Genomic DNA, 23211 nt, shown 5'->3' with positions numbered 1-23211 from the left:
GAGTAACTGCGATGGAATAACGCACTGAGGGCTACTAAGAACGGCGGATTCGAGCAACTGCGGCGAAAAAAACCAAAAGGCCCCAAAAGTGTATCCACTGCTGGGGCCTCCCCTACACCACCACTACTTTTTTACAATAGGAACCCATACCTCGCATGCGTAATCTTCTGCGGTTGTATCCCCCAGTGGATAGACCTCGAGCTCTGGCCCTCCAGAGTGCTCGTTTCCTGTAGCGGGGAACCACTCCTGGAAAATTCTCTTCCACACGTCCTGAATGGCTCCTGGCATCGGACCGACAGATGTGAATACCGCCCAAGTAGAGGCAGGAACGGTCTTTGAGACGAGACCTTCTTCCACTAGTGCTCCTGAGCTGTCTTCAACAGCAATTAAATAGGTGAATTGTTCTTGCTCATGTTGGAAATCCATGCAGATTCCTAATAGATCCTTATCTATCCCAATTGCACAAAGCCTATCTGTTGTGCCGTCTTCGTTACACTCCGCCCAGAGCTTCGGGATTTGTCGAAGATTTTCACCATCCTTGGTCGTTACCTGAATAGCTTTTCCAATAACGGTGAACGCACTTCTATCAACAATTTTGTAATCCATATTCTTGTCCCCCTTTAGAGATAGATGGAATGAAATGCGGGGAAAGGCTTTAAGGCGGACCCCTGAACCACGAGCCTCCGAAGGAGGTACACCATGGAGCTTCCGAAATGCTTTAGAGAAGGACTCCGGCGAGTCATAGCCATACTTAAGCGCGACATCCAATACTTTAGCTGAAGTCATTGAGAACTCCTGCGCAGCTAAGGTTAGTTTGCGTTTGCGAATATATTCCGCCACTGTCATCCCGGTCAACATATGAAACATCCGCTGAAAATGAAAAGGGGACGAACAAGCTACCTTAGCAATGTCACCGATATCCAACTGTTCCTCTATCTTCGTTTCTATCAGATCAAGAGCATCCTTCATACGAATAAGCCAATCCAACCGCATCACACCCCCTTTGTTATTCATCTTATCACCGTCGCATTAGTTGATCCTGTCATTGCATGCTTTTACCGAACAGGCTCGCAACGTTAATCAAGAATGACTTCTTTATCAGGATTCTCAAGAAAATCAAACATAGCTTGTATTTGTTCTACCGTATTTCTCTCAAGGGATAGCTCGGGCAAATTATCCAAGGAGAAGAAATCAACATCGCTTGTTTCCACGCCTGCCTCAGCTTGTCCACCAACAATTTCACAGCGAATAAACATCTTATATACATGATAAGCCCCAGGAGGATGATTATGAAATTTCTTGTCTAGCACAGCTAAAAGACGAACAGGCACAACATCAAACCCAGCTTCTTCTTTAGTCTCTTTCACTGCTATTTCCGATGGCGAGAAGCCAACATCTGCCCAGCCTCCCGGTAATGCCCATGACCCATCGTGCTTCTCACGAACCAACAATATTTTATTTTCTCTAAAAATAACGCCGCGAACATCCACTTTAGGAGTTGCATAGCCAAGCTCACTTGCGAATGTAAGAGATATTTTCTCCTTACTAACAGAAGTATAATTAGCCAGAATATCTACGCTGATATCCCTCAATGCCTCGTATCGCTCAGTGTCATAAACATCCTTGGAATAGGTTAATCCTGTTTGTGCAATAGCTTGGATTTGCTTCGCCCATTCTAACCACTTCGTTTCCATTAAAGAACACGTCCTTAGGATGAGAATATAATTTTACTCATTATATCAGGTGCATCCCACATATTACCATCACTCGCTAAATATATAGGTTGCCAACCTATTAATATTGTGGTTTAATACATAAATAGAACTTTACTTTACAAAAAGAAGGCGAATACTAATGAATCATTTATCACAGAAGCAGAAGGTAACCGTTATGATCGCGCTTATGGCGGCAATGTTTTTCGCAGCTATTAACCAGACGCTCGTAAGCACGGCAATGCCTCGAATTATTGCCATTCTGGGCGGCATGGAATACTACTCATGGGTCATAACGGTATTCATGCTAATGTCTACAATTTCCACTGTACTTGTCGGGAAGCTATCTGATATCTATGGTCGAAAACCGTTTTTGCTTGGCGGGATTGTTATTTTTATGATCGGCTCCTTTTTGACCGGATTGTCGACTGATATATACCAAATGATTATTTTTCGCGCAATACAAGGTGTTGGTGCTGGGGTATTGATGTCTACGACAGTTACTGCTGTAGGGGATTTGTTTGCCCCACGTGAAAGAGCTAAGTGGACTGGCATTATGATGGCGATCTTCGGCTTCTCCAGTATTCTTGGCCCAACCCTCGGTGGAGTGATGATTGACCACATGGCATGGAAATGGCTGTTCTGGAGCTTCCTTCCGCTGGGTGTTGTTGCATTTGTTATGATTTGGCGTATGTTTCCGAAGACAGCGCGCGTATCCTCGGAATCGATTGATTACTGGGGTTCTCTTGTTCTTTCGGCATCCATTGTCAGCCTGCTGCTTGGCTTCTCATGGGCGGGTAATAAATATGCATGGGGCTCGGAACGAATAATAGGTCTCTTCGCGGCAGCTGTCGTCGGAATTGTCATCCTAGTATTCATTGAAAGAAAAGCAAAAAGTCCTGTTCTACCGCTTTCCTTATTCAAAAACAGTATTGTAACCTTATCCAACTCAGTTGGCTTTCTAATGAACGCAGGTATGATGGGTGCTATGATCTATCTGCCCTTCTTCGTGCAAGGTGTTGAAGGCTTAACTCCAACGCAATCTGGATTTGTGAATATACCGATGTCCCTTACGATGATCGTTCTTAGTACCTTGGTAGGGCGTTGGATATCGAAGTCCGGAAAATACAAACGGTTTGCACTTATTGGTGTAGCCATTATGGTAATCAGCTTGGTTATGATGGCCTACATGAATAGTGTAGCAATGGCAGTTGCGAGTATGGCTGTGTTTGGTGTGGGGCTTGGACTAAGCATGTCTGTATTTACCTTGACTGTACAAAATGCGTTGCCACCTTCTCAGCTTGGAGTAGCTACGGCTACCTCAACGCTATTCAGAAATCTAGGCGGAACGATAGGAATCGCGATCTTCGGATCGGTTATGAACTCTGCAATGACACGCAATTTGGAAAAAGCGATTAGCTCGGGCTCAGCGGTGGATTTATCTCAAGCTAGTCCGGACACTGCAGCTCAATTGACGCAGCTGCTGGACCCTAGATCGCTGATGAATCAGCCTTTGCTGAAGGATATTCAATCGAAGCTGCCAGAGCAGGATCAGTCCTTGTACACGCAAATGATGGATATGCTTCGTTCTGTATTGGGTGATACATTGTCTACCGTCTTCTTGTTAGGTGCTGTGTTAGTTGCCATTGGACTGGTGCTTACCTTCTTCTTGAAGGAAATCCCGTTACGGTCAAACAATGAACAGCAGCAAAATCAATCAGAAGAGGAACATGTCGATAAGCTCCAAAAGTCTGCAGCACATTAAATAGGCAATGGCGTATCGGATTAAATCCGGTGCGCCTTTCTTGAAAATCATTATTGAATGGTTACTTTTCCCACTAAAGAGGCATTGTATTTGGCATTTGGGGTTACAAATGACTTGTGTTTTTAGTACTATTATTGGAGAGTACGATGAGAACGAGGTGATATACCGTGCAGGAAGATAAATCCACTATTGTTAAGGAAATGATGGATTCCTTTCAACAGTTTTCTAGAGCCGAATGGCGCAAGCAACCGATAGATGGTATTAAACCAAGTGAGGTTCGGGTTCTGCTTTGTATTAAAGTATTAACGGAACAGAGCGATCAGGGCGTCAATATTTCCGATATTAGCAGAAGATTATCCGTAACCTCGCCGACAGTTACTCAAATGATTAAGCAATTAATGAGTGATGGTTGCGTTGAACGGTACAATGATTCTAAGGATAAACGGATAACGCTGCTCAGGCTGACGGAAAAAGGCGAAGATATTGCTCAGAAGGCACTTAAGCGATTTACGGTTATTTTTACCGGCCTAGCGGAAAAGTTAGGGGAGGAGCAAAGCCAAGCACTTACGGGTTTGCTTAATCAGGTTTATAGTTACTTCAACGATATTAATATGTATGAGAAATAACAATTGTCCAAGCCTACACGAATGGCTTCTCATATAGATACAGCTAAGTGGAGAAAGAATTTTTGGTGCGGCTTGAAGCCGTCAGAAGTTCTTTCTTTTTGTTTTTCGGTTGTTTGTAAAATAGGACTGAAAATATTTGAACGATGAGTACTGACAAATATATAAAATTGTCACTTGATTATTGTTTGTGGCTAACATATAATCATTTCACGAAGCGAATATTATACATCGACCCTAATTGGAGGAATATATAATGGATAACAAATTGAAAGGCAAGGTGGCGCTAGTAACAGGTGCGTCTAGAGGAATTGGGCGTGAAATCGCCGAAGAGCTTGCCCGGAACGGGGCTAAGGTCGTAGTTAACTATGCAAGCAGTCCGGATAAGGCTGAAGAGGTTGTAACGGGAATTAAAAATAATGGCGGGGAAGCAGTAGCCATTCAAGCAGACATCAGCAGTGTGGCTGAAGTGGAGAGATTGTTTCAAGAGACACTAAAGGTATATGAACGTATTGATATTCTCGTCAACAACGCTGGGATTATGATTACAAAGCCGATTGCCAGTGTTACGGAAGAGGATTTCGATAAGCAATTTGCGATTAATGTGAAGGGTACCTTCTTTGCTTGCCAACAGGCAGCTAAGCATATGGAGGAGAACGGCCGCATTATTAATTTTTCAACCTCTGTTGCTGGTTTAATGTTCCCTACCTATAGTGTGTATGCTGGAACCAAGGGGGCGGTAGAGCAATTTACCCGTCAGTTGGCCAAAGAGTTAGGTGCGAAGGGGATTACGATTAACACGATTGCACCGGGACCGATTAACACTGAGCTATTCACGGTTGGCAAATCAGAGGAGCAGATTGAGGGTATTCGCAAAACGAATGCTTTCGGACGCCTCGGAGAACCAGATGAGATCGCAAGCGTCACATTATTCTTGGCCAGTGAGGAATCAAAGTGGATTACGGGTCAAACCATTCGTGTGAATGGCGGAATGGTGTAAATTTCATTAGAGAGCACCGACGAAGAGAGCTGCGATTGCGGCTCTTTTCATTTTAAAGCAGCTAACTATTCGCCGTTCAGCAACTGAATGGTTTTACAATGAGATATATGATAGCATACACCTATATTGAAATAGGAAGTGTGAGCATTAATGATAAATATAACCATTCCCACGCCGGATGTTACCATCACCAAAAAGAACGATCCTAAGGAAAGCAATATTTACGGGTTTACTGAATTTCATCTGATTTCTAGAGAAGTCGGAGGCATTTTTATGTTTTACAACAACAAGGATGAGCTGCTTTTTGTCGGCAAGGCGAGGAAGCTGAGACCAAGAATAAAGAAGCATTTTGAGGACACGGTATCGGTAATAAAAATGAACAGAGATGAAGTTACCAAAATTGAAGTTTGCATTGTCGAAGACCCTGTTCATAGGGAAATCTATGAAACTTATATTATAAATGAGCTTAAAGCTAAATATAACGTGGATAAGGTTTTATATAAGTAATTGACGGAGGAAGTCGGAGGCTCTGGTTAATTCTCGCTTTGGCACGATTGGGCGAGAGATAATCGGAGCCTTCGACTAATTTTGGGTAGAGGTGCGGATTGAGTGAGAAGTTAAGAGGAGATGCCGACTAACTCTGGGTAAGGACGCCATTAGAGTGAGAAGTTAAGAGGAGATGCCGACTAATTCTGTGTAGAGGCGAGGTAAGAGTGGAGAGTTAGGAGGAGCTGCCGACTAATTCTGGGTAAGGGCGCGGTTAGAGTGTATAGTTAAGAGGAGCTGCCGACTAACTCCAGCAAAAGTCGCCAACGTGCGCGCTAAAAAGAAAACGCTTGCATAACTATTTATGCGTGTGCTATATTATTTTCAGAAACCGCTTTCATGTTCGATAGAAAAATTAGAAACCGCTTTCTCAAATGCAAAACAAGGTTACGAATAGGCTCGACCCAGAACTAAGAATACTAAGATTAGGCCTTCGAACAAGACTCACTAGCTTACGAACAAGCTCAACCAGAACCACAAACAAGACTCACTATGCTAACGAACAAACCTAACCAGAACTACAAATAAAACAACTAATTAGCTCAGAAGCTTTTTTTTACTTGATTCAGAAACCGGTTTCTGAGAGAGACGGAGGTGAGGTAAAGCGAATGAAACCTACGATACATCATGTTGCGGAGCGGGCCCAAGTGTCTAAGGCGACAGTGTCCCGCGTGCTAAACCGTAATCCTCAGGTCAAGGATGAGATTAGAGAAAGAGTTCTTCGGGTAATTGAAGAGCTGGGCTATCATCCTAGTGCGATTGCGAGAAATTTGGCGACAAACAAGACGAATATGATTGGTCTAATCCTACCTGATATTACGAACCCTTACTTCCCGGTATTGGCTCGTGGGATAGAGGATGCTGCACACCGATTAGGATACGCTCTCTTTATAAGTAACACGGATAACGATCCGAAGCTCGAGCGAGAATATATTCACAAAATGGTGGAACAACAGGTAGGGGGCATCGTGCTCATTTCCTCCACCCTTGATGAACAGACGGTTCAAGATTTGGCTAGCCTGCGAACACCTATCGTTCTCTGTGACCGTCTTATTGCCAACACGCCTTTCGATGCCGTACTCATCGACGATTATAAAGCTGCTTACGAAGCCGTCAGCTTCCTGATTGGCAAAGGGCATAAACAAGTCGCCCATTTAGCCGGACCTAAAAACATTCAATCAGCAGAAAACCGTAAGCTGGGTTATCTCCACGCCATGCGTGACGCGAATTTAGAGCCTTTTGTCAGCGTTGGTTCGTTTACCTACGAATCAGGGGTTCACCAAATGGGCTCCGTGCTAGAAGAGTACAAGCCAACGGCTCTATTCGCTTCGAATGACTTGCTAGCCCTTGGGGCCATACACGAAATCAACCTACGAGGTTTACGTGTGCCAGAAGATGTCGCGGTTATCGGTTGCGATGATATTCCTTTCAGCAAGATGTCGCGGCCTTTACTTAGTACCATTTCAATTCCTGTCTATCAGATTGGTGTTACAGCAGTGCAGCTGCTTGATGATCAGATGAAAGGGGTGAGGTCCGGTACGAAGAATATGATTTTGGAGCATAAGCTTATACACAGAGAATCATGCGGTGGGGTGGAAAATAAATGAGTGCTCAGATTGTGGTAGTGGGGAGTCTGAACATGGATATGGTCGTAAGCTTGAACCATCGTCCAGAGCGGGGAGAAACCGTGTTAGGTAGTGGCTTCTTTATGAATGCTGGGGGCAAGGGAGCCAATCAAGCTGTCGCGGCCCGAAAGCTGGGAGCTACAGTCGCCATGATAGGCAAATTGGGCGAAGACCTGTTTGCGGACCAATTGCTAAACAATTTGGAGCAAATTGGAGTCGATTGCAGCGGAATTGAGAAGATTAAAGGAGAAGCAACAGGCGTAGCCTTCGTTACCCTTGATCCAGAAGGTGATAACAGCATCGTCGTTGCACCAGGCGCTAACCTCCGACTTACTCCGGACGATGTTCGCAAGCAGGAAGAGCTAATCAAGCAGGCAAAGCTGCTGATGGTACAGCTGGAAATTCCGTTGGAGACAGTGAAAGAGGCAATCGCTATTGCAAGGAAGCATAAGGTTCCTGTTCTACTGGACCCGGCTCCGGCGCAGCCGTTGTCGGAGGATCTGCTAAGTCTGGTGGATTATATTGTTCCTAATGAGAAGGAAATTGCCCAGCTGACTGGCATCGACGTCTATGATCAGCTGACTGCTAAGCTTGCAGCCGTTGAGCTGCTTCGCAAAGGTGTCTCAACCGTCTATGCCAAGCTAGGAGAGAAAGGGATCGTCGTCGTTAATGCGAACAGCACCTCTTTCGTAGATTCTTACAAAGTGAAGGCAGTTGATTCTACGGCTGCTGGAGATGCTTTTGCCGGTGCAGTAGGAGCCGCGATCGTGAGCGGTAAAGATATTTGGGCGGCGGCGAAGTTTGCTTCTGCTATCGGCGCGATTACGGTGACCAGCAAAGGAGCACAAGCCTCCATGCCTAGTCTAGAGCAAGCCGAGCAATTTATTAAACAGGAAGCACACAATCAGTCATAACAAAGGGGAGACTTACATCATGAAAATGAAAAAATTAAGCGTTTTGGGCGTAGTTATCTTGTCATTTGCTTTGATTTTGGCCGCATGTGGTAAATCAAATAACAATTCGGCTTCTCCTTCAACCTCTTCTTCACCTAGCGAAACATCTTCAGCTTCCGAAACACCAGTGACGCCAAGTGGAGAACCAATCAGTGCAATCTATTTTGTTAACAGCATGCTAGGCGACAAGAGCTTCTTCGACTCTGCACAAGCTGGTATCCAGAAAGCAGTTAAAGAGCTCGGAATTAAAGCTAAAACCGTAGAAGGCGGTTCTAATGCAGCGGACTGGGCAGCAAGTCTAGAGTCCCTCGTGTCCAGCGGTAATTATAATGTTGTTGTTGTCGGAACGAGCCAAATGTCCGATATTACCAAGGATTTAGCTGCACGTTACCCTAAAGTGAACTTTATCTTCTTCGATGAAGTTATCGAAGGAGTTCCGAACGTATATTCCATGCTTTATTCCCAAAGCGAAGGCTCATTCTTAGCAGGTGCTTTTGCAGCATTGGCTACAACGAGCACAGAGCTTAAAGGCGCTAACCCAGAGAAAGTCATTGGATTTGTAGGCGGTATGGACATTCCAATCATTAACGATTTCAAATCAGGCTATGAGCAAGGCGCGCACTACGTAGACAAAGATGTAAAGGTTGTTGCTTCCTACATTGGAGATTTCGTTAACGCACCTAAGGGCAAAGAAATTGGCTTGGCTCAAATCAATTCGCAAAAAGCAGATATCGTGTTCAGCGTAGCATCAGCTGCTGGTCTTGGTACTTTGGAAGGCGCTAACGAGAAGGGCGTTTACTCCATCGGTGTTGACGCTAACCAAAACCCACTTTACCCAGGAAGTGTTCTGACATCGATGCTCAAGAACGTAGACCAATCTATTTTCCGTGCTATCGAATTGTTGCAGAAGGGCGAGCTTAAGCTCGGCACGAATGAAGTTCTAGGCATGAAAGAAGGCGGCGTTGGTCTTGCGAAGGACGAGCTTTACGAGAAATATGTACCACAGTCGATCAGAGACAAGATGAAAGAAATTGAGGACAAGCTCTCTACTGGAGATATTACTGTCAAATCGTCTCTGTAGTAATAAGAAGAGCGGGGAGGGTCAAACCTCCCTCTCTCACCAAGGTGAGGCCCCGAAATAGTAATGGAGTTATTTTGGTTGGGGGGATATAGATGCCGATTTTACTTGAGATGAAAAATATTCACAAAGTGTATCCTAATGGAACCGTGGCTAACCGAGGCGTCGACCTGAACATCCATGAAGGCGAGATTCATGCTTTAGTGGGTGAAAACGGTGCAGGCAAATCGACCATAATGAAAATTTTGTTCGGTTTGGAAGCTCCAACGAGCGGAATGATTGAATATAAGGGTCAAGCAATTAGCTTTGAAGGGCCAAGAGACGCGATTAAGCATGGTATGGGGATGGTGCATCAGCATTTCATGCTCGCTCCATCTTTGACAGTGTCTGAGAATATCGTGCTCGGCGATGAGCCGAAAAAAGGCTTTATGTCCATGTTCCGTGACCGCGCGAAGGAATTCAATGAAGTTGAGCGTTTGATTTCAACCTATGGGTTGAAAGTAAACCCGCAGGCCAAAGTTGAGACCATCCCGGTAGGACAGAAGCAACGGGTGGAAATTCTGAAGGTTTTGTATCGCGGTGCTAAGCTAATTATTCTAGATGAACCGACTGCCGTATTAACGCCGCAGGAAACGGACGAGCTGTTTGACTCCATAAAAGCGCTTGTCAGCGAAGGTCACACGATCATTTTTATTACCCACAAGCTACGTGAGGTTATGCAAATTTCTAACCGCATTACAGTGCTGCGGGCAGGCAAGACCATTGCAACCTTGAATACGAAGGATACGAATCAAGAAGAAATCTCACGTCTGATGGTTGGACGCGAAGTCTTGTTCCGCGTGGATAAGATTCCAGCAGAGCCGAAGGATGTTGTGTTATCTGTTCGCAATCTTGAAGCATTGGACGATAAGGGCTCTCTCGCACTTAAAGGGATTTCCTTAGATATCCGTGGCGGTGAAGTTCTCGGAATTGCCGGAGTGGAAGGCAATGGTCAAACCGAATTGGTGGAAACCATTACAGGGCTCCGTAAAGCGGGTGCTGGCCAAATTATTTATCAAGGTAAGGAGCTGCTCGGCACTAGTGTTGCTGAGATTCGTCGCCTGAAAGTCGGACACATTCCAGAAGATCGACAAACCTCCGGGGCTTGTCTGACTTCGTCTATTGCGGAAAACCTAATTTTGGATCAGTATCGGAACCCTGAATTTAAGAGGGGGCCATTTCTAAATAAGAAAAAAATCAAGCTGTTCGCGAAAACGATGATGGAGATGTTCGATGTTCGAGCTCAAAATGAGGACATCATGGCCGGGGCGCTGTCAGGAGGAAACCTCCAGAAGGTGGTTGTGGCTAGAGAGCTGTCGAAAAATCCGAGGCTCCTTCTTGCTTCGCAGCCGACCCGCGGGGTAGATATCGGAGCCATCGAGTTCATCCATCGGGAAATTATTAAACGACGGGATGGCGGTGCAGCCGTTATGGTTGTGTCGGCCGAGCTATCTGAAGTTATGGCTCTTAGTGATCGAATTGCCGTGCTCTATGAAGGGGAAATTGTAGCTGTGCTGGATAATTCGCCAGATTTAACGGAGCAAGAGATTGGCTGTTACATGCTGGGTGTCAAGAAACAGGAACAGGAGGTGGCGCGATGAAATCGTCCAGAGCGATTTATTTGGAAGTGGGAGGCATCCTAGCGGCGGTCTTTACGGCGCTGTTGTGCGGATTCATTGTAATTCTGTTCACGAGTAGTGAGCCGTTTACCGCGATCAGCGCCTTGCTCCTTGATCCGTTATCCAGCACTTTCAATATCGGAACGATACTCAACAAAGCGGTTCCGCTAATATTGACTGGACTCGCGTTATCCGTCGTGTTCCAGTCTGGAGTATTTAGCATGGGAGCCGAAGGACAATTATACATTGGTGCCTTCGTTGGGGCACTAGCCGGTGTATACCTCCCGGTTATGAGTCCATGGATTCATATGCCGCTTGTCTTGATTTGTGCGATGATAGGTGGCGCCTTGTATGGGGCAATACCGGGATTACTGAAGGCATATTTGAATGCAAGTGAAATTGTAACGACCTTAATGCTCAACTTTGTGGCTATCCTCACTACCTCCTATTTTGTTAACAACCAGTTCAAAGCAGCGAATGGTGGAGGGTACGCAAGAATGGAGAACATTAGCAAGGACATTCTTCTTCCGAAGCTTTTTCCGGGAATGAATGCTCACGCAGGCATCTTGATTGCTCTTCTGGCAGTAGTAGTCGTCTACTTGCTTATGTACAAAACCTCTATCGGTTATGAGTTAAGGCTTGTCGGGAAAAATGGACATTTCGCTCGGTACGGCGGTATTGCTACTCGTAAAGTTATCGTAGTTAGCGTTATGATCAGCGGCGGGATAGCTGGATTGGCTGGTATCGTGGAAATTCTCGGTATTCACCAGACATTCAAGGAAAATTTCTCTGCCAGCCTCGGATTTGATGGAATTATCATCGCACTTCTGGCCCGTAATCACCCGATTGGTGTTCTCATCGCTGCTCTGTTCTATGCTTACATTCAGGTAGGGGCACAAACAATGCAATTCGGAAGTGATATGCCTCGTGAGGTGGCGGTCATCATCCAGGTTATGCTCGTGCTTCTGGTATCCGCGCAAGCTATTTTCACTTATCTCAAACAAAGATATGCAAAAACCGGACAAAAGGCGGTGAAGTAATATGGTGTGGCAAACGATTTGGGGCCAAATCGTAGACCTGTCGCTTTTTGCAGTGCTTCTTCGCTTGATGACACCGATTCTACTGGCAGCATTGGGTGGGCTTATATCGGATATTGGCGGTGTCATTAACATCGGGCTCGAAGGATTGATGTTGATGTCGGCGTTCACCTCGATTGCGGTTGGCTCGAGCACTGGAAGCTGGGTCGTCGGAGTGCTAGCTGGGGTTGGCGTATCCATGCTCGTCAGCTACGGGATGGGATTCTTCTCGCTCAAGATGAAGGTCGACATTATTATTACAGGCTTCGCTGTAAATATTTTTGGCTCGGGCTTTACGATCTTCCTGATGAGTAAAATTTATGGATTGACTGGGAACTATTCACCGAGCGGCGCTCCGCGTATTCCACTCGTGAAAATCCCCTTTATCGAGGACGTGCCTGTGCTTGGCAAGCTGCTGAGTGGACATAGTCTCATGGTGTGGATCGCAGTGCTGTCAGTCTTCTTCTGCTTATTCTTGATTTACAAAACTCCTTATGGTGTTCATCTTCGCTCCGTTGGGGAAGCGCCGTATGCGGCTCAATCTCTAGGAATTCCGATCAAGCGCATTCAGTATTCGGCGCTGGCATGGAGTGGTGCGTTCGCAGGCCTGGCAGGCGCATTCATGTCTAATGGTTTAACTAACATGTTCGTTAAGGATATGACGGCTGGAACCGGATTTCTAGCATTGGCTGTCGTGCTGCTCGGCAATCGGAATCCCATTGGAATTCTAATCGGATCGATTATATTCGGCTTGGCTAGTGCTTTGGCGACAATCGTGCAGACTGTTCCGAATTCACCTATTCCAAGTCAGTTTATTCAGATGATTCCTTATGTTGTAACGATACTCGCGCTTGTGTTCTTCGCATTACAGAATAAGAGAAGACTCGCCACTCTGGCTTAAATGAAGGAGAAGAAACCCGATGAGTACAGACAGAAGGAAAATTATTATTGACTGTGATCCAGGACATGATGATGCTATTGCGATTTTACTTGCTGCGGGAAACCCTAAGGTGGAGCTGATTGGGATTACTACCGTTGCAGGAAATGCGGAGCTTGATAAAACGACAATTAATGCTCTAAAGGTATGCGAAATAGCTGGATTAAATGAAGTGCCCGTCGCCAAAGGTGCAGCACAGCCGCTAGTAAAGAAGCGGGAAACAGCGGCTGACATCCATGGAGACAGTGGAATGGATGGTCCTATATTACCGGCACCGACGAAGCAAATTCTTGGAGAGCACGCGGTTGATTTTATCATTCAGAAGCTTCTCGAGTCCGATGGCGATATTACGCTCGTTCCTACTGGACCGTTGACGAATATCGCGATGGCGTTGCGGAAAGAGCCGGCAATCGTACCTAAGATTCGGGAGATTGTTGTCATGGGTGGGGGCACTTTCGGCAATTGGACACCAGCAGCTGAATTTAATATTTTCGTCGATGCGGAAGCGGCAAAGGTTGTCTTCGAGAGTGGTGTGCCGCTTACGATGTTTGGACTAGATCTGACCCATCAGGCGCTGGCAACACCGGAAATCCAGGAACGAATCAAGGCCATTGATAGTCCGGTATCCGATTTCGTAGTAGAGTTGCTGAAATTTTTCATGCATACTTATAAGGAAGTATTCGGCTTCGATGGCGCGCCAATTCATGATGCCTGCTGCGTTATGTACTGTATTGATCCGTCGGTATTTACTTGCCGCAAGTTGAACGTGGAAATCGAAACTAAAGGTGAATTTACGTATGGAATGACAGTAGTAGATACACTCGGTGTAACCGGTAAAGAGGCGAACGTTAATGTAGCGCTTGGACTGGACACCGACAAATTTTGGAGCATCATGATTGACGCGTTATCCAGCTACTCAGATAAGAAATAATCAGCAGCGAGGAGAACGGAAAAATGAAATCAATTATTTTGGATGTAGATACGGGTATTGACGATACAATGGCTATTGCTTATGCGGCGCATTCTCCAGAGCTACAGTTACTAGGTCTGACAACATTGTTCGGTAACGTATCTGTAGAGGAATCAACTCGTAATTCTTTATACGTGCTTGAGATGCTTGGACGCGAGGAAGTTGAGGTTTATGCGGGTGCAGGTAAGCCGTTTGCCCGTGATAACGTGTTGGGTTATGCCAAGCATGTGCACGGAGAGGATGGACTGGGCGGTGCGTTGCAAGACGCTATACCCAAAAGAACAGCAGGCTCGATGACCGCTGCTCAATTTATGATCAATCAGGTACGCAGTAAGCCGGGGGAAGTAACGATTATCGCGGTTGGCCCGATGACGAACCTAGCTTTAGCTATTCAAGCGGATCCAGAATTCGTTACGTTGGTTGATCAGGTTGTTATTATGGGTGGCTCTGTGACAGTGAAAGGTAATGTTAGCCCTTATGCTGAAGCAAATATTCGGAGTGATCCGGAAGCCGCTAAGTATGTTTTCCAGTCTGGACTGCCAATTACGTTGGTTGGGCTGGATGTCACGATGAAGACGCTGCTGCCTCGTACGAGATTGCAGGAATGGAGAAACAAGGATACTAAGCTATCACAATTCGTGGCAGATGCTGCGGATTTCTATATGAATGCGTATGAGACTTGGAACCCTGGAATTGGTGGATGTGCCCTGCATGATCCTCTAGCTGTTGGTATGGTTATCGATCCTTCATTCTGCCGGACAGAAGCTATGCATGTGGAAGTCGATGTAGGGGAAGGTTCCCCTTCTCTTGGTAGAACTTATGCTGTTGAGCAAACAGACTCAACAAAGTCGCCAAACATCAACGTCTGTCTCGAAGTGGATGCGGAACGGTTTCTAGAGCATTTTATGAATCGCACTGTTTAAGGCTCAGACAACTTTAGAATATGGGGAGGAATTACGATATGAGAGCATGGGAAAAAGCTTACCACATTATGCAAAATGCAGTTCCGGTTGTATTGGATGAGGAAGAACAGACGTGGCTAGTCATGAATCAAGTGGAGAAGTTTCATGATATGACCCTGAAAATATTCTGGCACAGCAATGTTCCAGGATCAGGCGCACCTGAGATGCTAGCGGTAGCGGCTGTTCAATCTATGCATAATATGGGCTATGAGACTGACCATTTGATAGAGCTGCTGGAAGCAGGGGAGCAAGCCTATGATCGTGATGATATGCCGGACCTCCAGAGAATTACTGCACGGTTGATGATCGAGCTGAACCGTTTGCCGAAGAATGAGCAATCGGACTATTGGAAATATAAAGATTACAAAACGTGGGATGCGTACGAGCAACAGGCGAAATTCACAACCTACGAATCGTACGATGTTCAGGCAGAGGATTTCGCAGCTCGTATTAATGCAGGCTGGATCGCTCAGATTGTAGCGGGTGCGCTTGGGACTGCAATTGAGGGATATACCTCGCAGCAGCTAAAGAAGAAATTCGGTGAAATTCATCATTATGTACGTAAGCCGAATACCTATAATGATGATATTACGTTTGAAATTGCGTTCTTATCGGCTTTCGATAAGAAGGGGTACGAGGTATCCTCTGAAACCATTGCCGAAGAATGGGTGGCATTAGTACCGAGCGGCTGGTCAGCTGAAGAAATCGCCTTGAAGAACATTCGCAGTGGGATCGCTCCTCCGGAAAGCGGATATATCAACAATCCGTTCCGGGAATGGATCGGCGCGCAGATGCGTGGTGCAATCTGTGGTATGGTTGCTCCAGGTAATCCGAAGGAAGCGGCAAGACTGGCGTGGAAGGATGCAGTTGTCTCCCATGCAGGCAATGGAGTATTGGGTGAAATCTTCAATGCAGTATTCGTTTCACTTGCTTTCGTCGAGCAGGATATTCGTCGCATTGTTGAATTGTCAGTTGAAGCGATTCCGACGGACAGCGAGTATTACGAATTCGTATCTACTACGCTAGACTGGTGTCGTCAGCATGAGGATTGGAAGCAGACTTGGGCATTGTGCGAGGAGAAGTTCAAGGAGTATAACTGGATTCACGCTTATCCTAACGCAATGGCAGAGGTAGTGGCGCTGTGGTATGGAAACGGTGATTTCGATGCCACGATGCATATTATTTCTATGGCTGGACAAGATGTCGATTGCAATGCAGCTCAGATTGCGACTGCTCTAGGAATTATGAATGGACGCTCATCCATTGATAGCAAATGGACAGATCCAATCGGCGATGAGCTGGATACGTATTTAAGAATTATGAAAAAGATGAAAATCACCGAGCTTTCCGATTGGACAGTTAAGGCCGTAAGAAAGCATAATGCCTAATTAAATATTAAATGCGATATAGAAGAGGCAGTTCCAAGGGTCTGATAAGACCTGGGGAGCTGCCTCTTTATGCCACTGAAGAAAATGTTCGGGTAACTGTAGGGATGCAATGTAGAAATCCCCTAAAATTTTCTTTCCTGTTTGTCGATATAAGTATTATCATACTTAACGGTCGGGAGGCATTTTAATGGTAGAGCGTATTTCAGGTATTAATTCGGGCATGGATATTGATGGTTTGGTTGCAAAGCTAATGAAGACAGAAAGAATGCCAATTGATAAATTGACACAAAAGAAACAGCTATTGACCTGGAAAGCGCAGGCATATCGAGACATCAATCTCAAGGTTGCTTCATTCCGTGATGCACTAAATAACATGCGATTCAGCGGAGATATGGCTAATTCGAAAGTTACTTCCTCAGATACATCGAAAGTAAATGTATCTGTGTCAGGCAAGGCAACCCCAGGAACTCAAACGATTAGCGTCAGTCAGTTAGCTACTGCAGCAACTGTTATTGGTACTGCTGGTATTAGTCAAAATAAGCAGATAGAAAGCAGTAATATATCTGCAGGGGCAGACATCAAAAGTGCATGGAGTAACAATAAGTTTTCCCTGACACTAAATGGTGTAACAAAAGATGTAGTCATTGCGGATGGTGAGTATGATAATGATACGAAGCTAGCTGCTGCGGTACAGTTAGCTATTGATACTTCATTCGGCGCTAACAAGGTTTCTGTATCGAACACCGGTGGTAAGCTTCAGTTGTCTCCTAAAGGAGACCCTGCATTTTTACCGCAACTTAAAATAAATGCTTCAGCCGGGAATATAGGGATTGATGCAATAGGGTTTGTAAATAATCAATCCTATAAGATAGATCCTGCTGCAACTTTTGCCTCGGAAAGTGGAAAATACAGTGCAGCATTATCTGGTACGTTTTTCACGATTAATAACCAGAAAATCACCTACACAGATGCTGATAGTCTAACTAGCATTATCAATAAAATTAATTCATCTAATGCTGGAGTAACTGCAACCTATGATTCAATTAACGACAAGATTTCTCTCAAGGGAAAAGAAACAGGAGTTACTTCACAAATAAATTTTGGGGCAAGCGATGGTAATATGCTTGGTATCCTGAATTTATCGTCAAGCTCAATTAACAGTGCTGCTGGAATTGGTAATGTAGATCAGGCTGCTACTTTTGCCTCGGAAAGTGTAAAGTACAGTGCACCATTAACGGGTTCGTATTTCACGATTAATAACCAACAAATCAACTATACAAGTTCTGATAGTCTTGATAGTATTATGAGTAAAATTGAACTCTCCAATGCAGGGGTCACTGCAACCTACGATTCAGTTAACAAAAAGATTTCTCTCAAGGGAAAAGAAACCGGAGAAGGTGCTTCACAAGTAATGTTTGGGGCAAGCGATGGTAATATGCTTGATATCCTGAAATTATCATCAGCTACGATAACTCAAGGTCAAAATGCACTGGTCAAAATTGATGGTGTTGACGGTTCATACAGCTCCAATAGCTTCACTAATAACGGAGTAAGCTACACTGTACTAGGAGAAACGACAGGTGTAACCGTAGGTGTAACCTCTGACGATGATAAGCTGTTTAACCAGCTAAAGGATTTCGTCACTAAATATAATGATTTATTAGGCACGATAAATACAGCACTATCAGAAAGTAAGTTTAAAGATTTCAAACCTTTGAGCTCTGAACAGAAGAAGGATATGTCCGAATCGGAAATAAAGACTTGGGAAGAAAAAGCGAAGAGCGGTCTATTAATGAGAGATACAGATCTCGTGAACTTGCGGAATAGCCTTCGCGATATTTCATTATCGACTGTTACGAGTGTAGCGAGCAGCTCGAATGCTTTATATAAGATCGGCATTGCGGGAGGAGCCTATGCATTTGGTAAACCTTCGGAAGCCGGGAAATTAGAAATTGATGAAGATGCACTCCGTAAAGCTATAAGTGACGATCCACAAGGAGTAATAAGCTTATTTACAGCACAGTCATCGAGCCCAGTCCAAAGCGGAATATTTCAACAAATGTATACACTGGCCAACAAGTCTATTACTTCATTGACGGAAAATGCGGGAAAACCAGACGCACCAGTAGACTTGGTAACTAATACAGTAGGTAAACAAGTTTCTGATATTAATGCAAAGATGGCTTCACTAAACGTCAAATTGCAGAAAAAAGAAGATTACTACTACTTATTGTTTGCTAAGATGGATTCTGCTGTTGGGAAGAGCAATTCACAGCTCAGCTGGATGAATAAAAATATGGCATAACAGAGTAAATGAGCTGAACAAAGACCTATCGCATTTTGCGGTAGGTTTTTGTGTACATGTAGTTCTTAAAGGACTTCGGTGATTGTTATCGAAACCATTCATTAGGGAGGGTGGCAAATGAACTGGAATGAAGCTTATAGAAGTGAAATAGAGCTCATATTCGAGAAGGCTGCTGCCGAGACAGCATTGTTTCCTGCTCCTCTTAATGAGCTAGGTCTTGCATTGCTTGCTAAGCTTAATCCTTTGCAGAGTAACACCGGTACCAACTATATTAGCTTCCTCTTGCCCTTCTGGCTGCAAGAGCAGACAGCTAGCCCTGATGATCTCTGTCGGGACTTAGCAATCGGCAACGTATTTGCGATGATTCATTTCTTCCTAATAGATGATGTGATGGATGCTGGGGCTGGGTTAAATAAGGTAGATATACGTGAATCCCTCGTGCTTGGTCAGCTTTTTCAGGGCCTGTTTCAGCAGTACTATCGTCGCCACTTCAAGGCTGACAGTGCACTATGGACATATTATCAAGCCTACATGGAGGACTGGGCGTTAGCCGTTTCCCAGGAAGGCAAGCAGCCTGCCGAACCGCGTAATCCTGCACAGCTTGCTCGTAAGTCGGCACCGGTTAAGCTTTGTGCTATAGGGATGCTGCTGTTGTCCGAGCAAGAAGAACGCATCCCCGATCTTGAGGAAGCGGTAGAGCTCATACTTGCGACACTGCAGCTATCCGACGATTGGGCAGATTGGCGGGAAGACTTGGCAGAAGAGAGCTGTAATGCTTTTCTCACAATCGTTCGTGAGCAGATAGCCTTACCTTCCAACCTAGCTCTTAATGAGCAGAGGGTCAAGCAAGCTATTTATCATACTAATGCTTTGAATTGTCTAGTAGAGATTGTAGATAATCATAGACAGCGCCTAAGTAATATTACATATTTGCCTAGCGTGCTTTTTGATTTTCAAGAGTTTATACGGGTGGGATTACGTAAAGAAGCTTCCGATGCTGAGGAAATAACAAATAAGTTAGCCTCTGGGGGCGGGTTATTCTATTATTTGTCGAATTCCACAAATAAATGAGAGATTTTGTCTGAATCTCATGATATGATAGAGGTGAAATTCAACCACAATATGGAAAGGCTGTGTCTCTATGTCATTGGATTCTTTGAAGGTACAGATTATTAAGAAAGCTTGGGCAGAGCCTGAATTTAAGAAAACTCTTCTAGACAACCCAAAGCTGGCGATTAAAGAGGCATTTGGTGTTGAAATTCCTGCAGAAATCGAGCTTAAAGTGGTTGAAGAAAGCAAGTCTCTCTATTACTTGACTCTACCTCCAAGCCCAGAAGATGTGGTAGATGGTCAATCAAACGTTGAGATCGTCTGGTAGTATCTTATCATCAACGACTAGCGGGAACCGGATAATAAATTCGGTTCCCTTTCCTTTAGTGCTAAGGACCTTTATCGTTCCCTTCATTACTTCTATGATCCGAAAGGTTACCATTAAGCCTAGACCGGTCCCTTTTGTTTTGGTAGAGAAGAAGGGAACTCCGAGCTTCGAAATTTCCTCCTCATCCATCCCTTCCCCATTGTCTATAATCTTAAGAATGATTTCTCCCTGCTCCGAGGTAGATTTGACCTCAATGATTCCATCTATTCCTATGGCTTCGATACTATTCTTGATAATATTAATTAAGGCTTGCTTTAGCTTGGAGGAATTACCGTAGAAATAGAGATTTTCTTGTGTGTTAAAGATAAGAATTCCACCATGCATGGCCGCCAACGGTAGCATCATGGCTTCGATTTTTTTCATTTCTTTGGATAGATCCAGCAGTGTAATCTTGTCTAGCTCAGGCTTAGCAAAGGTTAGAAAATCGGTTATGATGTCGGAGGCCCTATCCAATTCGTTAACGGCCAGCTCAAAATAAGGCTTACTCTTCTCGTCCGTTCTACCGGATAGTAATTGCAGGAATCCTCGCGTAACCTGAAGAGGATTGCGAACCTCATGCGCGACAGAAGCAGCAAGATCGCTAATAATTTTCATTTTCTCTGTACGCTGAAGTCTATGGTTATAAAGCTCCAGCTCCTTGGAATAGTTTACGAGTTTAGCATAGTCTGCTGATATTCGCCGTACAAGGATAATAACAAGGGTAATGATCATAATAACTACGCCAAATTTCCACAGGAACAGCACATATCTTTTGTCGGTTAGGTAGTAAAACGTTAAATCTAATGTTCCGGACATAGCCAATAAGAGAATTCCAATGGATAGAATAACGGCATTCTTATTTCCCTTAATTGCATTTAGAATAGACAAAATAATAATGAGCAGTAGCTGCACTAGAATAAGAACGCCCATAATGACGTTAGAAAGTAAGTAAAAAATGTCGTAAAAACGTTCGATTGATGTTGCATATATAAAAAGGCAGATTAAGCAGAATGCAGAGTAGATCGTTTGGACATGCCGGAATCTCGTAAAGAAGCGGAATTGGCCTTCGAACACTTGATCAATATAATAGTTGAGCGCAGGAAATAATATAAACAACGATGCATCAAATAGTAGAAGTATAATATTTCCATATTCCTTAAAATAAATGTAAGGTAGCGGCGAATAAGCAATGATTAATGTGCCTGTAGTCATTGCAATTAAACAGAGCGAAACCCATGACCGCCGCTGTCTCCTATGTAAGTAGCTGGAGCAGAGCAGCATGATGAAGGCAAGGAATGCAATGGAAGCTCCGAGCAGCAGGTCAGGAAGATCCCTAGTTACGAAACGCTCGGATAAGGCTCCGAAATCATCAATCCGCATGCCGCTAATAAGTCCAGCACGTTCGCTATTCGTGACAATGCGAATATAGTAGTCTGTTGGAGCTGAATGGGATTCTATGGGCACTAAGAGCTTATTCAAATCAAATCCAAAATCCCGTTTGGATTCATAGAGTAGCTCGGTTCCTTCGTATACTGATATGTCTAAGCCATACAGCCGGTCTGCAAGCATTCCTGGACGCTGCCAATCACTAGTTGGCGGAACAGTAAAGTGAACCCACATTCCCTGCATACCACTCGGGATTATAGTTAAGGGGCCATCTATACTTGTATTTAGCCAAGGACCGCTCGGGGGTATTGCCTCGTCCAAAACGGCATTTTTCGGAATCCATTTTACTTGCCATTCATGGATATTGATAGCCAGACTCTTAGCCTCAGCATATTGAGGTAAAAATGCATAAAACAATATTAAAATAGTAAGAAATCTGAATGTTAGGGGCCAATGTACCGACTTCATCTCACACCTCGCGGTTATTCGTTCTTAGTGGTCGGGAAAGGCATATGTAGAAAGATAACAAATGATAAAATTCGACAAATATTTACCATATCCTTTAGATAAGTTGAAGTTCTTTTTAAGAAATTAAGATTTAGACCGGATTGAGCTATTGAATCCATTCAGTCGTGTAGAGGGTCACCCAACGATTCCCCTTGTTTACCCCTAAAAAATCTGGGACAATAATGGGGGATAGGTTCAACTTAAAGCTTTGAAAAGAGGATAAATAATGAATAAGCAATCCATATATGGATTAACATTTGAGCAATTGACGGAGTGGCTAATGGAACATGGCCATAAGAAGTCCCGAGCATCGCAGGTTTGGGAATGGTTATACCGCAAGCGGGTTAAGAATTTCTCCGATATGGTAGATGTTAACAAACAATGCATTGAAGTTTTAGAGGAGCATTATGTGATTAACACGTTAAGCGAGCACTTAAAGCAGCAGTCCGCTGACGGTACAATTAAGTTTCTATTTAAGCTACAGGACGGTAACTTAATTGAAACGGTATTGATGCGACATAAATTTGGGCTATCAGTGTGTGTTACGACCCAGGTCGGCTGTAATATCGGATGCAGCTTCTGTGCGAGCGGATTAATTAAGAAAAGCCGTGATTTATCCAGTGGAGAAATTGTAGAGCAAATTATGCAGGCACAGCATCATCTTGATCAGGCGGAGAAAAATGAGCTAGTCAGCCATGTCGTCGTTATGGGAATTGGTGAGCCGTTCGATAATTTCAAGAACATGGTGGACTTCATTCTGACGATTAAGGATCAGAAGGGCTTGGCTATCGCGGCAAGACATATTACTGTGTCTACAAGTGGCCTTGCTGACAAAATCTATGAGTTCGCCGATTCCGATCTTAGGGTAAACCTTGCGATCTCCCTGCATGCACCTAATGATGAGCTTCGGACGCGGATCATGAAGATTAACCGGGCCATTCCAATTGAAAAGCTAATGAAGGCCATCGATTACTATTTGGAGAAAACAAACCGTAGAATCACATTGGAATATATCATGCTGAAGGATGTTAATGATCAAAGGGAGCATGCTTTAGAGCTTTCTGAATTGATCGGTGACAGACGTCAGCTTGCGAACGTCAACCTGATTCCATACAATCCGGTTGATGAGCACAGTCAGTATCAAAGACCTGAGCGGGAAACAGTTAGCGCATTCTACGATACGCTTAAGAAGCAAGGAGTAAGCTGTAGCGTCCGTCTGGAGCATGGAACGGATATTGATGCGGCTTGCGGGCAGCTGAGAAGTAAGCAAATCAAACAAGAAGCGCAAGGGAGCTTGTCTTAA

General features: G+C 44.5%; 20 protein-coding genes. 17 read left to right on the top strand and 3 right to left on the bottom strand.

Annotated elements, in window-relative coordinates:
* Positions 1-123 precede the first annotated feature (123 nt).
* Positions 124-993, bottom strand: a complete 870-nt coding sequence (locus KCTCHS21_RS28930) for an AraC family transcriptional regulator (RefSeq protein WP_130616774.1) — start codon at positions 991-993, stop codon at positions 124-126.
* Between the two features lie 83 nt (positions 994-1076).
* Positions 1077-1694 carry an NUDIX hydrolase gene (locus tag KCTCHS21_RS28925; RefSeq protein ID WP_130615917.1) on the bottom strand — a complete coding sequence of 206 codons (618 nt, stop codon included), beginning with the start codon at positions 1692-1694 and terminating at the stop codon, positions 1077-1079.
* 160 nt (positions 1695-1854) lie between these two features.
* On the opposite strand from KCTCHS21_RS28925, the gene KCTCHS21_RS28920 reads away from it, so the two are divergent.
* From KCTCHS21_RS28920 to KCTCHS21_RS28845, 16 genes are all read left to right on the top strand, one after another.
* Positions 1855-3477 (top strand): MDR family MFS transporter, encoded by a 1623-nt coding sequence (locus KCTCHS21_RS28920; RefSeq protein ID WP_130615915.1) that lies wholly within the window; start codon positions 1855-1857, stop codon positions 3475-3477.
* Between the two features lie 167 nt (positions 3478-3644).
* Positions 3645-4103 carry a MarR family winged helix-turn-helix transcriptional regulator gene (locus tag KCTCHS21_RS28915; RefSeq protein ID WP_197726491.1) on the top strand — a complete coding sequence of 153 codons (459 nt, stop codon included), beginning with the start codon at positions 3645-3647 and terminating at the stop codon, positions 4101-4103.
* A 253-nt stretch (positions 4104-4356) separates the two neighbouring features.
* Positions 4357-5100: an SDR family oxidoreductase gene (locus KCTCHS21_RS28910; RefSeq protein ID WP_130615913.1), complete on the top strand. Its 744-nt coding sequence runs from the start codon at positions 4357-4359 to the stop codon at positions 5098-5100.
* Positions 5101-5250: 150 nt separating this feature from the next.
* Positions 5251-5607, top strand: coding sequence for a nucleotide excision repair endonuclease (locus KCTCHS21_RS28905; RefSeq protein ID WP_130615911.1), 357 nt, complete (start codon positions 5251-5253; stop codon positions 5605-5607).
* A gap of 647 nt (positions 5608-6254) precedes the next feature.
* Entirely contained in the window at positions 6255-7253 is a 999-nt protein-coding gene (locus tag KCTCHS21_RS28900; protein ID WP_130615909.1) for a LacI family DNA-binding transcriptional regulator, read from the top strand.
* Entirely contained in the window at positions 7250-8185 is a 936-nt protein-coding gene (gene rbsK, locus KCTCHS21_RS28895; RefSeq protein WP_130615907.1) for a ribokinase, read from the top strand. The genes KCTCHS21_RS28900 and rbsK overlap by 4 nt, the downstream gene beginning before the upstream one ends.
* A 19-nt stretch (positions 8186-8204) precedes the next feature.
* Positions 8205-9305 (top strand): BMP family ABC transporter substrate-binding protein, encoded by a 1101-nt coding sequence (locus KCTCHS21_RS28890; protein WP_130615905.1) that lies wholly within the window; start codon positions 8205-8207, stop codon positions 9303-9305.
* Positions 9306-9397: 92 nt separating this feature from the next.
* A complete protein-coding gene (locus KCTCHS21_RS28885; protein ID WP_130615903.1) occupies positions 9398-10942 on the top strand; it encodes an ABC transporter ATP-binding protein in 1545 nt (514 codons plus the stop codon).
* Entirely contained in the window at positions 10939-12000 is a 1062-nt protein-coding gene (locus KCTCHS21_RS28880) for an ABC transporter permease (protein ID WP_130615901.1), read from the top strand. The genes KCTCHS21_RS28885 and KCTCHS21_RS28880 overlap by 4 nt, the downstream gene beginning before the upstream one ends.
* Before the next feature lies 1 nt (position 12001).
* On the top strand, positions 12002-12937 hold the full coding sequence (locus tag KCTCHS21_RS28875) for an ABC transporter permease (RefSeq protein ID WP_232057999.1): 936 nt from the start codon (positions 12002-12004) through the stop codon (positions 12935-12937).
* A gap of 19 nt (positions 12938-12956) precedes the next feature.
* Positions 12957-13904, top strand: a complete 948-nt coding sequence (locus KCTCHS21_RS28870) for a nucleoside hydrolase (protein ID WP_130615899.1) — start codon at positions 12957-12959, stop codon at positions 13902-13904.
* A 23-nt stretch (positions 13905-13927) separates the two neighbouring features.
* Positions 13928-14866 carry a nucleoside hydrolase gene (locus tag KCTCHS21_RS28865; RefSeq protein ID WP_130615897.1) on the top strand — a complete coding sequence of 313 codons (939 nt, stop codon included), beginning with the start codon at positions 13928-13930 and terminating at the stop codon, positions 14864-14866.
* A 38-nt stretch (positions 14867-14904) separates the two neighbouring features.
* Positions 14905-16293, top strand: coding sequence for an ADP-ribosylglycohydrolase family protein (locus KCTCHS21_RS28860; protein WP_130615894.1), 1389 nt, complete (start codon positions 14905-14907; stop codon positions 16291-16293).
* Between the two features lie 187 nt (positions 16294-16480).
* On the top strand, positions 16481-18598 hold the full coding sequence (gene fliD, locus KCTCHS21_RS28855; protein ID WP_130615892.1) for a flagellar filament capping protein FliD: 2118 nt from the start codon (positions 16481-16483) through the stop codon (positions 18596-18598).
* 117 nt (positions 18599-18715) lie between these two features.
* Positions 18716-19669 carry a hypothetical protein gene (locus KCTCHS21_RS28850; protein ID WP_130615890.1) on the top strand — a complete coding sequence of 318 codons (954 nt, stop codon included), beginning with the start codon at positions 18716-18718 and terminating at the stop codon, positions 19667-19669.
* A 70-nt stretch (positions 19670-19739) separates the two neighbouring features.
* The gene (locus tag KCTCHS21_RS28845; RefSeq protein WP_130615888.1) at positions 19740-19976 is read left to right on the top strand and encodes an NHLP leader peptide family RiPP precursor; all 237 of its coding nucleotides are present in this window, start codon (positions 19740-19742) and stop codon (positions 19974-19976) included.
* Here the strand turns inward: KCTCHS21_RS28845 and KCTCHS21_RS28840 are convergent.
* Entirely contained in the window at positions 19953-21644 is a 1692-nt protein-coding gene (locus tag KCTCHS21_RS28840) for a sensor histidine kinase (RefSeq protein ID WP_162309399.1), read from the bottom strand. The two genes, KCTCHS21_RS28845 and KCTCHS21_RS28840, sit on opposite strands and share 24 nt — an antisense overlap.
* A 490-nt stretch (positions 21645-22134) precedes the next feature.
* On the opposite strand from KCTCHS21_RS28840, the gene rlmN reads away from it, so the two are divergent.
* Entirely contained in the window at positions 22135-23211 is a 1077-nt protein-coding gene (gene rlmN / locus KCTCHS21_RS28835) for a dual-specificity RNA methyltransferase RlmN (protein WP_130615884.1), read from the top strand.

It is taken from the genome of Cohnella abietis, from assembly GCF_004295585.1.
Lineage (GTDB): Bacteria > Bacillota > Bacilli > Paenibacillales > Paenibacillaceae > Cohnella > Cohnella abietis.
This window is presented reverse-complemented; position numbering and strand designations above follow the sequence as displayed.

Excerpts from the sequence above, each read along its gene's own strand:
- rbsK (WP_130615907.1), top strand. The coding sequence starts at position 7,250 with ATGAGTGCTCAGATTGTGGTAGTGGGGAGTCTGAACATGGATATGGTC.
- KCTCHS21_RS28930 (WP_130616774.1), bottom strand. The coding sequence starts at position 993 with ATGCGGTTGGATTGGCTTATTCGTATGAAGGATGCTCTTGATCTGATA.
- KCTCHS21_RS28840 (WP_162309399.1), bottom strand. The coding sequence starts at position 21,644 with ATGCAGGGAATGTGGGTTCACTTTACTGTTCCGCCAACTAGTGATTGG.
- KCTCHS21_RS28860 (WP_130615894.1), top strand. The coding sequence starts at position 14,905 with ATGAGAGCATGGGAAAAAGCTTACCACATTATGCAAAATGCAGTTCCG.
- KCTCHS21_RS28900 (WP_130615909.1), top strand. The coding sequence starts at position 6,255 with ATGAAACCTACGATACATCATGTTGCGGAGCGGGCCCAAGTGTCTAAG.
- KCTCHS21_RS28880 (WP_130615901.1), top strand. The coding sequence starts at position 10,939 with ATGAAATCGTCCAGAGCGATTTATTTGGAAGTGGGAGGCATCCTAGCG.
- KCTCHS21_RS28885 (WP_130615903.1), top strand. The coding sequence starts at position 9,398 with ATGCCGATTTTACTTGAGATGAAAAATATTCACAAAGTGTATCCTAAT.
- rlmN (WP_130615884.1), top strand. The coding sequence starts at position 22,135 with ATGAATAAGCAATCCATATATGGATTAACATTTGAGCAATTGACGGAG.
- KCTCHS21_RS28875 (WP_232057999.1), top strand. The coding sequence starts at position 12,002 with ATGGTGTGGCAAACGATTTGGGGCCAAATCGTAGACCTGTCGCTTTTT.
- KCTCHS21_RS28905 (WP_130615911.1), top strand. The coding sequence starts at position 5,251 with ATGATAAATATAACCATTCCCACGCCGGATGTTACCATCACCAAAAAG.
- KCTCHS21_RS28920 (WP_130615915.1), top strand. The coding sequence starts at position 1,855 with ATGAATCATTTATCACAGAAGCAGAAGGTAACCGTTATGATCGCGCTT.
- KCTCHS21_RS28865 (WP_130615897.1), top strand. The coding sequence starts at position 13,928 with ATGAAATCAATTATTTTGGATGTAGATACGGGTATTGACGATACAATG.
- KCTCHS21_RS28845 (WP_130615888.1), top strand. The coding sequence starts at position 19,740 with ATGTCATTGGATTCTTTGAAGGTACAGATTATTAAGAAAGCTTGGGCA.
- KCTCHS21_RS28890 (WP_130615905.1), top strand. The coding sequence starts at position 8,205 with ATGAAAATGAAAAAATTAAGCGTTTTGGGCGTAGTTATCTTGTCATTT.
- KCTCHS21_RS28925 (WP_130615917.1), bottom strand. The coding sequence starts at position 1,694 with ATGGAAACGAAGTGGTTAGAATGGGCGAAGCAAATCCAAGCTATTGCA.
- KCTCHS21_RS28850 (WP_130615890.1), top strand. The coding sequence starts at position 18,716 with ATGAACTGGAATGAAGCTTATAGAAGTGAAATAGAGCTCATATTCGAG.
- KCTCHS21_RS28870 (WP_130615899.1), top strand. The coding sequence starts at position 12,957 with ATGAGTACAGACAGAAGGAAAATTATTATTGACTGTGATCCAGGACAT.
- KCTCHS21_RS28910 (WP_130615913.1), top strand. The coding sequence starts at position 4,357 with ATGGATAACAAATTGAAAGGCAAGGTGGCGCTAGTAACAGGTGCGTCT.
- fliD (WP_130615892.1), top strand. The coding sequence starts at position 16,481 with ATGGTAGAGCGTATTTCAGGTATTAATTCGGGCATGGATATTGATGGT.